Below are 11,963 nucleotides of genomic sequence, written 5' to 3'. Positions count from 1 at the left end.
GGCAGCCGGGGCATTTCGGTTGTCCGTGGTTCCGGCTGCGGGCGTCGACTGCGCGCGCCCGAGCCGCCGGACTCAGCTGATGGGCCTTACTTGGTGACGATGGCCAGCACGTCGCGGGCAGAGAGCACCAGGTACTCTTCGCCGCCGACCTTGACCTCGGTTCCGCCGTACTTCGAGTAGATGACAACGTCACCCTCGGCTACGTCAACGGGAACCCGGTTGCCATTGTCATCGACGCGGCCGGGGCCGATCGCGACAACTTTGCCTTCCTGCGGCTTTTCCTTGGCGGTGTCCGGGATAACCAGGCCGGAGGCCGTGGTCTGCTCTGCTTCGAGCGGCTGGACAACAATACGATCCTCAAGAGGCTTAATCGAGACCGACACTCGGCTCTCTCCTTTTCATGAGCTACGAATAGGTTTGGCCAAGGAGATGTCTGCCGTCGTCGCGGTGCCGGCAGGCGGTTCCTTGTATTAGCACCCACACGGGGAGAGTGCTAACTGCGACTCTATGAGACTGATTAGCACTCGGTCAAGGCGAGTGCCAGCAGCAGGTGGATCCTAGCGACCTGCACGTCCTCTTGTGACGCGGCGTGGCTTTTCGGACCGCGGGCCAAGTTGCGTAAGGCTTACCTAACCCGATAGTTTTCACTGTGCGCGCAAATAGCAAACGTTTATGTTGCCTAATGTAGGACTCCTCTCTCGGGGCCCGGCATTGACGAACGATGGAGTGTCAGTGAAAAAGCCCCTGAAGTCCGGCCTGCTGGTCGTGACCGCAGCCGTTTCCATGCTCGCTATGAGCGCTTGCGGTCAGCAGACCAATGCCGCAGCAGGCTCCGATGCAGAGACGATCAGCGTTGAGCACGCCTCGGGAACCACGGATGTGCCGGTGAACCCGGAGACCGTCTACACCTTCGACCTGGGCGTGCTGGACAGCCTCACCGCCCTGGGCGTCGAGGTCGACGGCGTTCCGCAGGCCGTGTTCCCCGAGTCCCTGGCGCAGTATGGCGAAGACGGCTACACCAAGATCGGCTCCATGAAGGAACCCGACTTCGAGGCGATCAGCGAGGGCGCTCCGGATCTGATCATCATCTCCGGCCGGACTGCCGAGGCGTACGACGAGCTGAGCAAGATCGCCCCGACCATCGACCTGAGCGTCGATACCGCGGCGCCGGTCGAGAGCTTCAAGGAAGTCTCAACGACTCTGGGCGAGATCTTCGGCAAGGAAACCGAAGTCGACGAGAAGCTTGCCGCCCTCGACACCAAGATTGCGGACACCAAGGCCGCGGCTGCCGACGCCGGCACCGGCCTGGTGCTGATGACCAGCGGCGGCGAAATGACCGCCTACGGCGCCGGATCCCGCTTCGGCATCGTCCATGACGTGCTGGGCGTGCAGCCCGCTGCCGAGGTGAAGTCCGAGGGACCGCACGGTGAGGCGATCTCGCACGAATTCATCGCGGAAACCAACCCGGACCACCTGTTCGTGATCGATCGCGACTCGGCCGTCGGCGAATCCGGTGAGGCAGCCACCGCTGTTCTGGATAACGAACTGGTCAACGGCACCAAGGCGGCAAAGAACGACAGCATTACCTATCTGGATTCCGCTTCCTGGTACCTGGTGGGCTACGGCCTGAATAACACGGATGCGATGATTAGCGCCGTCCAGGCAGCCGTTACGAAGTAGCACCCCGTAAGGCTGCCGGCTCTCTGCCGGCGGCCTGCGCGGTGGTCCGACTTATGGCCTCCTCCACGATTTCCACACCAGCTCCGGCACCGGTTGCAGCCGCGGCCCGGCGTTCGCGTCCCCGGGGATCCGGTGCGCAGCTCGCCTGGGCGGGCACCGCCGTCGTTATTTTGGCCTGTGTCAGCATGTTCGTGGGGGTCAGCGATGTCTCCCTGCCGGCACTGCTGTCCGGCGACCAGACCGCCTGGGACATCTTCTGGATAAGCCGGCTGCCGCGGACCCTGTCCGTGATACTGGCCGGTGCGGCACTGGGCATTGCCGGGCTGATCATGCAGCTGATGGCCCGGAACAAATTTGTGGAGCCGTCCACCGTGGGAACCGTGGAGTCCGCTTCGCTGGGCATCCTGGTGGTCACCGTGGCGATCCCCGGCGCATCCCTGCTGGCCAAGATGTCCGTGGCCACCGTGTTCGCGGCGGCCGGAACCGGGCTGTTCCTGCTGGTATTGCGCCGGATCCCGCTGCGCAACACGCTGATCGTGCCGCTGGTGGGCATCATGCTGGGCGGCGTGATCGCGGCCGTGACCACCTTTTTTGCCTACCGGTACGACCTGCTGCAGACGCTGAACAGCTGGATGATCGGCGACTTTTCCGGCGTGCTGCGCGGCCGCTACGAACTGCTCTGGATTGTTGCGGTGCTGGCCGTGGTCGGATATTTGTGCGCGGACCGGTTCACCATGGCGGGCATGGGCCAGGAATTCTCCACCAACCTGGGCCTGCACTACGGGCGGGTGATGACGCTGGGACTGGTCATCGTCTCGCTGATCAGCGCCGTGGTGGTGGTCAACATCGGCGCCATTCCGTTCCTGGGCCTAGTGGTGCCTAACCTGGTGTCCCTGGTGTTTGGCGACAGCGTCCGCCGCGCGGTCCCGTGGGTAACGGTGTTCGGCGCCGGCTTCGTGCTGCTGTGCGACATCATCGGCCGCACCATTCGGTTCCCCTACGAGATTCCCGTGGGCGTGATTGTCTCCGCCGTAGGCAGCGCCATTTTCCTGTACCTGCTGCTGAGGACCCGCAAGAATGGCTGACACGGTTCTGCCCGCCGCACTGACGCAGCACAAGCGCCGCACGGTCAAGACCGTCCGGCCGCGGACGTGGATCATCCTGCTGGGCCTGCTCACCGCCGTCCTGGTCGCCGTTTTCATGACCGTCGACCTGCGCGGCAACCTCGGCTACATCCTTCCCCGGCGGGCCATCAAGATCGGGTCGATGCTGTTGGTGGCGTACGCCGTGGGTGTGTCCACCGTGTTGTTCCAGACGGTGACCGCCAACCGCATCCTGACGCCGTCGATCATGGGTTTCGACGCCCTGTACATGCTGATCCAGACCGGGCTGACGTTTGCCATCGGCGGCCAGGCGCTGCTGAGCATGGGCGCACCGGCCCGCTTCGCGATCGAAGTGCTGATGATGGTGGCGTTCTCCTTCCTGCTGTACCGCTGGCTGTTCACCGGCGGCGGCAAGAGCCTGCACCTGATGCTGCTGGTGGGCATAGTTTTCGGCACGATGTTCCGCGGCATCTCCTCGCTGCTGCAGCGGCTGATCGACCCGAGCGAATTCATCATCCTGCAGGACCTGTTCTTTGCCAGCTTCAACAACGTGGACGGTCTGTTGCTTGCCGTCTCGGCAGTGGCCGTTGCTGCCGCCAGCATCCCCGTCTGGAGGATGCGCCGCGAGCTGGACGTGCTGGCACTGGGACGGGATACCGCACTGAACCTGGGCGTGAACCACCGGCGCGCCGTCACCAAGGTGTTGATGGTCTGCGCCGTTTTGGTGGCCGTCTCCACCGCACTGGTGGGTCCCATCACCTTCTTCGGCCTGTTGGTGGCCAGCCTGGCCTACCTGCTGTGCTCGCATTTCCGCCACACTTATGTGCTGCCCATCGCCGTGCTCTTGGGCGCCATTGCGCTGGTCGGCGGCCAACTGGTGCTCGAGCAGGTCTTCAGCTTCGACACCGCGCTGAGCATTGTCATTGAATTTGCGGGCGGCCTCCTGTTTATTGCCCTGCTGTTGAAAGGCTCCGTCAAATGATCCACGTCTCGGGCGTCTCCAAGACCTACGGCACGCAGACGGTGGTGGACGATGTCAGCTGCTACATCAAGGACGGCGGCATCACGTCGATCATCGGGCCCAACGGCGCCGGCAAGTCCACGCTGCTGTCCATGGTCTCCCGGCTGTTACCGATGGATGCTGGGTCCGTCACCATCGACGGCCTGGACGTCAGCAAGAGCGCGGGCAAGGAACTGGCCCGCAAGATGGCCATCCTGCGCCAGGACAACCAGCTGACGGTCCGCCTGACCGTCCGGGACCTGGTGGGTTTCGGCCGTTTCCCGCACAACAACGGCCGGCCGACCGTCAGCGACAAAGCCCACATCGAACAGGCCCTGGAGTACCTGGACCTGACCTCCATGGCGGACAAGTTCGTGGACGAACTCTCCGGCGGCCAGCGCCAGCGCGCTTTCATCGCCATGGTCCTGGCGCAGGACACCGACTACCTGCTGCTGGACGAGCCGCTGAACAACCTGGACATGAAGCACGCGGTGGAGATGATGCGGCTGCTGCGCCGGCTCACCGACGAGCTGGGCAAGACCGTTGTGCTGGTCATCCACGACATCAACTTCGCCTCCTGCTACTCCGACAGCATTATCGCCATGCGCTCCGGCCGGCTGGTCCATCAGGGGCCGCCGGCGCAGATCATGCAGGCAGAGGTGTTGCGCGATGTCTACGAAATCGACATCCGGATAGAGGAAATCGAAGGCAACCGGATCGGCGTCTACTTCGCCTGAGCGGCGCAAGGCCAAGACCACGGGCGTGCGGCCTCCGGCAGGGCGTTCGCGGGCAGCGTGCTAACCGGCGGGCACGAGCTTGCGCCGCGCCGTCATTCCTTGAGGACCGAGAGTATGTTGCCGGCGGGGTCCTTGAACCACGCGATGTCCGGACCGTTGCCGCGCATGATGCCCTTCTCATCGGTGGGCAGCTCGGGATCGTTGTAGATCTTGGTCTGCACGCCACTGCCGTTGAGTTGATCCACCGCGGCTTCGACGTCGTCGACGGCGAAATTCAGGACGGTGAACGTGGCCGGTTCGTGGTCCGGCTTCGGGTACATGATCACCCGGGCGCCGCCGGGGAGATGGAGCTCGAGGATGCCCATCGGGCCATCGGCTACTTTGAGGCCCAAGGTTCCGCCATAGAACTGTTTGGCGGCGGCGGTGTCATTGACGCTGAAGCCGCTGAAAGCATGGTTGGGGGTAAACCCGGCGCTGTCCATGGTGGTCTCCTTCGCTACGCGGGCGGACACTTCCCAGAGTGGCACAGCGGCATCGGTCAGAACAGTGCCCCGCCCCGCTAGCATGGAACCAGGACCCGCCGCAGGTCCGGCCGCAGGTATCGACGGAGGCGGACATGGGACAAAATCCTGCGTGGACCGAGGACGTCCCGGCACAGCAGGCAATTGCCGCGTCGCAACTGGGCAGTCTGCCCGAGCAACTGCTAGGCGACCTCTTCGCCGGCAGCACCCGGGTCCGGGTGCCGGCCGGCACCCTCACCCACCGCGAAGGCGATCCCTACCCCCACTTGGAGCTGATGGTCTCCGGGCTGCTGAAGTTTTATGCCACGGCCCCCGATGGACGCACCATCACGGTGCGCTATTGCCGCCGCGGGTCGCTGATGGGAGTGGTTTCCCTGTTCTCACCGGACTTCGCCCTGCCGGTGAGCGCCGTGGCCCTGACCGACACCGAACTGGTGCGTCTCTCCCCCGTGCGCGTACGTGGCGCCGCGGCGCGCGAACTGCAGGTGGCCCACGTATTCCTCCGCGAACTCAGCGAGCGCGTGCTCGGTTTCATGGCCGAGATCCCCGGCAGCGCGTTTACCTCGGTGCGGCAGCGGGTGGCCCGGCACCTGTTGGACTTGGCCGCCGGGGCCGACGCCGGCCGACTGGGCGTGCCTGCTCCGATGGCAGATGCCGGATCCGGGCTGGCCGTGCGTACCACGCAGCAGGAACTGGCACAGGCAGTGGGTTCGGTCCGTGAGGTGGTGGTGCGCATTCTGCGCGAACTGCGCGAAGCCGGTGTGGTCCGTACCGAGCGGGACCGGATAGTGATTGTTGAGCCGGGGAGGCTGGCCGAGCTGGCCATCTGGAACCCAGGTTCCTGACACCGTCCGTGTAGCTCTCGACACTGGACCTATGAAGACACTACCCAAATCGGCAAAGCAGCCGGGGGCCGCGACCGATGTACCGCTGACGGCGGAGGAACTGCAACTGGCCTCCCGCAATCATGCGATGCCGCTGGAGATGCTCAGCGCCGACCGCACCCCAGCAGGCATGCACTATTTGCTCACCCATTTCGATGTCCCCCTGATCGACGCCGGAGCCTGGCGGCTGCGGATCGGCGGCGCGGTGCGCCGGCCGCTGGAGTTCGGCTTGGCCCAACTTCATTCCCGCGAACAGCGCACGCTGGCCGTCACTTTGGAATGCGCAGGCAACGGCCGGAGCCTGCTCACACCCCGTCCGGTGAGCCAACCGTGGACCCACGGCGGGATCGGCACCGCCGATTGGACCGGGACGCCGCTGGCTCCGCTGCTCGCCGAAGCGGGAGTGGAACCGAAGGCGGTGGATATCGTCTTCACCGGTGCGGACCGGGGCGTGCAGGGCGGCGAAGAGCAAAACTACGCCCGGAGCCTGAAAATCTCCGAGGCGATGTCCCCGGACGTGTTGCTGGCCTACGCCATGAACGGCGTTCCCCTGCCGCCGCAGCATGGGTTCCCGGTGCGGCTGCTGGTGCCCGGGTGGTACGGGATGGCCAGCGTGAAGTGGCTGACCGACATCGAGGCAACGGCTGTTCCGTTTGCGGGATTCCAGCAGATGTCCTCCTACCGCTACAACCGCAGCGAAGCCGATCCCGGCGAGCCGGTAACCCGGATCAAGGTCCGTGCACTGATGGTCCCGCCGGGCATCCCGGACTTCATGACTCGAAACCGGCTAGTGGATGCCGGCCCGGTCCTATTGCGCGGCAGGGCCTGGTCCGGGAGGGCGCCCATCCAGCAGGTCAAAGTCGCCGTCGACGGGGCGTGGTCCGAAGCACAGCTGGACCCGGCGGACGGCGAATATGCCTGGCGCGGCTGGACTTTCCGCTGGCAGGCGCAACCCGGCGGGCATCAGCTGATGTGCCGGGCGATGGATGCCCTCGGGCAGGTCCAGCCGTTGGAGCCGGAATGGAACTATCTGGGCATGGGCAACAATGCCGTGCAGACGGTGCCGGTGACTGTCCGTCCGTGAAAGCAGCATCCGGACGCGGTAATATTCCGGTTCATGGCTCTGCCCGGCCCGCCGGCCCGCTCGGAACACCCTCGGCCTGCAACTGTGTGGAGAACTCCCGGGGAAACCAGAATTCTCCTGATTGCTATTCTGGCCTCCTTTGTTGCCTTCCTCGACGCCTCCGTCGTCAACGTGGCGCTGCCGGCCATTGGCCGGGACCTCGGCGGAGGCCTGGCCGTCCAGCAATGGGTGGTGGGCGGCTATCTACTGTCCCTGGGCGCGCTGATCCTGGTCGCAGGTGCCCTGTCCGACGTGTTTGGCAGGATCCGGATCCTGCGGCTGGGGCTGATGGTCTTTGGGGTGGCTTCGGTGGCTTGCGCGGCGGCGCCGACGGCAGCCGGCCTCGTGGCCGCACGGATCGTGCAGGGCGCCGGCGCGGCGCTGCTGGTGCCCGCTTCGCTGGCCTTGATCACCATGACCTTCGCGGGCAGAGAGCAGCACAGGGCGATCGGCGTCTGGACCGGCTGGACCGGCACGGCCTACATCATCGGCCCGGTTTTCGGTGGCCTGCTGGTGGACTCGGTGGGCTGGCGGGCGGTCTTTGCCGTGAACCTACTGCCCATCGCCGCCACCTTCTGGCTGATGGCCCGGCTGGCAGATCCGCCCCGGCCCGAGCCGAGGGCACCGATCGATGTCCCGGGCGCGTGCCTCGCCGCCGGCGGACTCGCCGGATCGGTGTTCGCGCTGATCGAGCAGCAACGGCTCGGCTGGGCAGACCCACGCGTTCTGGTCCCGCTGGTAGCCGGGCTGATAAGTCTGGGGCTGTTTGTGTGGTGGGAACACCGAAGGCGCTACCCGATGATGCCGCTGCAGATATTCGGCATTCGTAACTTCGGCGTCGGTAACATCGCCACCGCGGGGGTCTATGCCGGACTGGCCCTGGGCCTGTTCGCGCTGCCGGTCTTTTTGCAACAGGCCGCCGGCTTCAACGCTGCCGCCGCCGGTCTGGCGACCTTGCCAATGAGCGTTCTCTCACTCGCCCTTGCCGCCTGGTTTGGCCGGCTCTCGGGCCGCTACGGGCCGCGCCTGTTCATGTCCGCGGGCCCACTGCTGGCCGGGACCGGGTTCCTGCTCATGATGTCCGCGCACGAGCCGCTGGACTTCTGGCAGCAAATCCTGCCGGGCGTGCTGCTGGCGGGCCTCGGCCTGGCGGTCACCGTCTCTCCGCTGACCGCCGCGGTGCTCGGCGCTGTAGCGGCGGAACGCAGCGGGATCGCCTCCGCGGTGAACAACGCGGTGGCCCGCATTGCCGGGCTGGTGGCCATCGCCGCAGCCGGCACCATCACCGGCGGCATGCTGGACTATGCAGGGTTCCGCCGCGCCGCCCTGGCCGCTGCCCTGCTGCTCTTCGCCGGCGGTGTGGTCTCCGCCGTCGGCATCCGCAACCGGCCCTAGCTGGGCAGGACTACACCACGGAAAAATCCCCCGGCAGGATGGTCCGGCCGGTCAGCGCCAGCAGGACCAGTGCGCCGTCCCCGCGTTCGGAGGCGATCTGAATAGCCAGCCGGCCGGCTTCCAGTTCCACGTCCTTGGGCAGTTCGGCCACCAGCCCGCACGCTCGGGAAAGGTCAAGGGTGTGCACGGCCAGTTCGAAGATCCGGGTCGGCAGGTAGTCGCGGAAGCGCATTCCGCCGGCGGCCGTTTCGATGATCCGGTCTTCTGCCAGCGGCAGCGTGTTCTCCAACTGGGCCAGCAACCGGTCCACCATGTCCACCGGATGCGCCCCCAACTCCTGGCCTGCCGCTATGGCCCGCTCGGTGACCCGTGGATCATTCGCCAGACCGGTGGCCAGGTAGTAGTCTGCGGCAGACTCAACCTGCACCTTTTCGGCCGGACGTCCCAAGTACGTCAGCACCGTGGACAGGGCGCGGTTGGTGTGCCCGGCCAGGGTCCTGACGGTCCAATCATCCAGTCCGGGCGCGTTCCACGCGGTAGACGGCACGTTGGCCAGGACTTCACGGAAGTAGCGTCCCGCGGACAGAAAAGTTGCCGCCGATTCGATCATGCGCCCATGCTAAGGCCGGCGGCTGTCCACGACCAGCGTTTCGGCGCGCCCCGGTTCGGTCCGGTCGCGAACGACGGGAGCCTCAGGCCAGGCGCCGCATGTCCTTCCGCCACGCCGGCGCGGGGACGGCGACCTCTTCCCACAGGGCCTGCCATCCGCGGTGGACGCGGTTGCTGGCCGCGATCAACTCGCCCAATTCCGCTTCGATTTCCGCCTGGCAAGCATCCGTATCGATGTCGCTCCAGTCACAGGGTGTTGACATAATCCGGGCCTCCTTCACAGTAAGCTTCCTTCGATCCTACGGATGCCCCGCTCCGCCGGCCATGGGGAGAACTACCCATGGCCTGCCACCGGGACGAACAGGGCCCGTGCGCCGGCCCGAATCGGCTGCACTAGGCTTGAAACCATGGCACCCGAGACCCACGCCGAGAGCATCGCCCCGATTCTGACTCCGGAAGGCTGGGAACTGCTGAACTCGCTCGGCCCGTACTCCGAGGCCGAGAGCCTGCACACCGGAACCGAACTGCGCAAGGCCGGCCATTCCCCCGAACTCGTCGCCGCCGCGATGACGCAATCGCGCCTGCGGGCCAAGGCCGAGGCGAAATTCGGCCCGTTCGCGGAGAAGATGCTCTTCACGCAGGCCGGGCTGGAACAGGCCACCCGACTGAACATCGCGGCACTGCACGCCCAGCGGTTCCAGGCTGCCGGGGTGGAACACGTTGCGGACCTCGGCTGCGGAATCGGCGCGGACTCCATGGCTCTGGCCACCCTGGACCGCAGGGTCACCGCCGTCGAACGTGACGAGACCACCGCCGCGGTGGCTACCATCAACCTGATGCCCTGGCCGGAGGCGACGGTGGTCAACGCCGAAGCCGAAGACGTGGACCTGACCGGGATCGACGGCGTGTGGCTGGATCCGGCGCGGCGGACCACAACGACCTCGGGCACCACGCGGATCTTCGATCCGGAGGCGTTCTCGCCCCCGCTGTCCTTTGTGGAAGAACTTGCCGACCGGGGCCTGCCGGTGGGCGTCAAGATGGGTCCGGGAATCCCCCACGATGCTCTGCCGGAGAACTGCGAGGTGCAATGGGTTTCCGTCAACGGGGACGTCATCGAGGCTGCGCTGTGGTTCAACACGCTGGCCCGACCGGGCGTGCGGCGTGCCGCCCTGGTGGTTGGTGCCGGCGGCACCGCCGAACTGACCAGTGCCATCAGCTTCGACCCGGCGCACCAGGACGTACAGACCGGCCCGGCAGAGGGCTACCTCTACGAGCCCGACGGCGCAGTGATCCGCGCGGGGCTGGTCGCCGACCTTGCCCGCGGCCTGGCTGGACACCTGCTCGATGAGCACATCGCCTACATCTGCGCTCCGGAGCTGCAGGAAACCCCGTTTGCCCGCGCGTATAAGGTGCTGGAGGTCAAGCCCTACAACGTCAAGAAGCTCAAGGCGTGGGTGAAGGCCAACCACATCGGCACACTGGAGATCAAAAAGCGCGGCACCTCGGTCACCCCGGACGAGTTGCGCAAAGCCCTGTTGACCGGTTCCGGCAAGGGACCAAACAAGGCCACGCTGGTGCTGACCCGGATGGGCGAGGACCGGGTGGCGATCGTCGTCGAGCCCCTTCCGTCCGCCGGCGGCCGCAGCCGTGAGCGCGCGGCCAGGCCCTGACGCACTAGAATCAAATCAGTGTCGCCGCCCGTTCTGCGCGAGACGTGCATCTCCGGCGGCAGCCGGTACCGCCAGATACGGAGCAGCGTTTGAACATCGATTTCGCCCAGTCCGCCCAATCTTCTTTGGGGGTCGAGTGGGAGTTGGCCTTAGTGGACGCACAAACCGGCGAGCTGGTCTCCGTGGCCGAACGGGTGCTGGATGCTGTCCGCGCCGGCCATCCTGAGCTGAAAGACGACGACGAGCACCCGCATGTGAAGCAGGAGCTGCTGCTGAACACGGTTGAGCTCGTCACCGGCGTCTGCAATACCGTCGGCGAGGCCAAGGCCGACCTGAGCAGCGCGATGACAGCGGTCCGCGACGTGACCGACCCGATGGGCGTGGAACTTTTCTGCGCCGGCAGCCATCCGTTTGCCGCCCCGCGGTCGCAGCCGGTGACGGACAAGGCGCGCTATGCCAAGCTGATCGACCGCACCCAATGGTGGGGCCAGCAGATGGTGATTTACGGCGTACACGTGCACGTTGGCCTGGACCACCGGGACAAGGCGCTGCCGGTGCTGGACGGACTGCTCAACTATTTCCCGCACTTCCAGGCCCTCTCCGCCTCATCCCCGTTCTGGGCCGGAGAGGACACCGGATACGCCTCGCAGCGCGCGCTGATGTTCCAGCAACTGCCCACCGCCGGCCTGCCGTTCCAGTTCCCCAGCTGGGCGCTGTACGAAGACTATGTGCAGGACATGTTCACCACCGGGGTGATCGACACGATCAGCGAAATCCGCTGGGACATCCGGCCGGTTCCCGCGCTGGGAACCATCGAAATGCGGGTCTGCGACGGCCTGTCGACGCTGCAGGATGTCGGTGCCATCGCCGCACTCACCCAGTGCCTGGTGGACGAGTTCTCCACCGCACTGGACAACGGCTGGGCCATCCCCACGATGCCCCCTTGGCACGTGCAGGAGAACAAATGGCGGGCCGCCCGCTACGGCATGGACGCCATCATCATCCTCAACGCCGCCGGCAAGGAAATGCTGGTCACCGAACATTTGCGCGAGCACGTGCTGAACCGGTTGGAACCGGTGGCCCGCAAGCTTGGCTGCAGCAACGAACTGGCAGACGTGGAGAAGATCATCGATGCCGGTGCAGGCTACCAGCGCCAGCGACAGGTGGCCGCCGAACACGACGGCGACCTGCGCGCCGTCGTGCTCGATGCGGTTCGTCAGCTTCGCGGGTCCAACTGACCG

13 protein-coding genes are annotated in these 11,963 nt (G+C 65.9%); 9 read left to right on the top strand and 4 right to left on the bottom strand.

Going from position 1 to position 11,963, the window contains the following annotated elements; translation table 11 throughout:
• Positions 1-86: 86 nt before the first annotated feature.
• Positions 87-383, bottom strand: coding sequence for a co-chaperone GroES (groES, locus tag ACWF5H_RS17215; protein ID WP_127511177.1), 297 nt, complete (start codon positions 381-383; stop codon positions 87-89).
• Positions 384-732: 349 nt separating this feature from the next.
• Between groES and ACWF5H_RS17210 the strand changes: the two genes are divergently transcribed.
• The 4 genes from ACWF5H_RS17210 to ACWF5H_RS17195 are packed head-to-tail and all read left to right on the top strand — an operon-like array spanning position 733 to position 4,520.
• The gene (locus ACWF5H_RS17210) at positions 733-1,680 is read left to right on the top strand and encodes a siderophore ABC transporter substrate-binding protein (RefSeq protein ID WP_452038347.1); all 948 of its coding nucleotides are present in this window, start codon (positions 733-735) and stop codon (positions 1,678-1,680) included.
• Between the two features lie 53 nt (positions 1,681-1,733).
• Positions 1,734-2,765, top strand: coding sequence for an ABC transporter permease (locus ACWF5H_RS17205; RefSeq protein WP_452038345.1), 1,032 nt, complete (start codon positions 1,734-1,736; stop codon positions 2,763-2,765).
• Positions 2,758-3,765, top strand: coding sequence for an iron chelate uptake ABC transporter family permease subunit (locus tag ACWF5H_RS17200; protein ID WP_452038343.1), 1,008 nt, complete (start codon positions 2,758-2,760; stop codon positions 3,763-3,765). Before ACWF5H_RS17205 ends, ACWF5H_RS17200 begins: the two co-directional genes overlap by 8 nt.
• Entirely contained in the window at positions 3,762-4,520 is a 759-nt protein-coding gene (locus ACWF5H_RS17195; protein ID WP_452038341.1) for an iron ABC transporter ATP-binding protein, read from the top strand. Before ACWF5H_RS17200 ends, ACWF5H_RS17195 begins: the two co-directional genes overlap by 4 nt.
• 92 nt (positions 4,521-4,612) lie before the next feature.
• Here the strand turns inward: ACWF5H_RS17195 and ACWF5H_RS17190 are convergent, their stop codons facing one another.
• Positions 4,613-5,002, bottom strand: a complete 390-nt coding sequence (locus ACWF5H_RS17190) for a VOC family protein (RefSeq protein WP_452038418.1) — start codon at positions 5,000-5,002, stop codon at positions 4,613-4,615.
• A 134-nt stretch (positions 5,003-5,136) separates the two neighbouring features.
• Between ACWF5H_RS17190 and ACWF5H_RS17185 the strand changes: the two genes are divergently transcribed.
• From ACWF5H_RS17185 to ACWF5H_RS17175, 3 genes are all read left to right on the top strand, one after another.
• A complete protein-coding gene (locus ACWF5H_RS17185; RefSeq protein ID WP_452038339.1) occupies positions 5,137-5,886 on the top strand; it encodes a Crp/Fnr family transcriptional regulator in 750 nt (249 codons plus the stop codon).
• Positions 5,887-5,917: 31 nt separating this feature from the next.
• Entirely contained in the window at positions 5,918-7,009 is a 1,092-nt protein-coding gene (locus tag ACWF5H_RS17180) for a sulfite oxidase (RefSeq protein WP_452038337.1), read from the top strand.
• A gap of 84 nt (positions 7,010-7,093) precedes the next feature.
• Positions 7,094-8,443: an MFS transporter gene (locus tag ACWF5H_RS17175; protein ID WP_452038336.1), complete on the top strand. Its 1,350-nt coding sequence runs from the start codon at positions 7,094-7,096 to the stop codon at positions 8,441-8,443.
• Between the two features lie 10 nt (positions 8,444-8,453).
• On the opposite strand, the gene ACWF5H_RS17170 is transcribed toward ACWF5H_RS17175, so the two are convergent.
• Entirely contained in the window at positions 8,454-9,053 is a 600-nt protein-coding gene (locus ACWF5H_RS17170; protein WP_452038334.1) for a maleylpyruvate isomerase family mycothiol-dependent enzyme, read from the bottom strand.
• Between the two features lie 82 nt (positions 9,054-9,135).
• A complete protein-coding gene (locus ACWF5H_RS17165) occupies positions 9,136-9,315 on the bottom strand; it encodes a hypothetical protein (RefSeq protein ID WP_364644514.1) in 180 nt (59 codons plus the stop codon).
• 144 nt (positions 9,316-9,459) lie between these two features.
• Between ACWF5H_RS17165 and ACWF5H_RS17160 the strand changes: the two genes are divergently transcribed.
• A complete protein-coding gene (locus tag ACWF5H_RS17160) occupies positions 9,460-10,722 on the top strand; it encodes a THUMP-like domain-containing protein (RefSeq protein WP_452038332.1) in 1,263 nt (420 codons plus the stop codon).
• 89 nt (positions 10,723-10,811) lie between these two features.
• Complete coding sequence (locus ACWF5H_RS17155) at positions 10,812-11,960, top strand: glutamate--cysteine ligase (RefSeq protein WP_452038330.1); 1,149 nt, start codon at positions 10,812-10,814, stop codon at positions 11,958-11,960.
• The last annotated feature ends 3 nt before the right edge of the window (positions 11,961-11,963 follow it).

It is taken from the genome of Arthrobacter sp. NPDC055138 (genome assembly GCF_053607305.1).
Note: the sequence above shows the minus strand (reverse complement) of the source record. Positions and strands in the feature narration are given on the sequence as shown.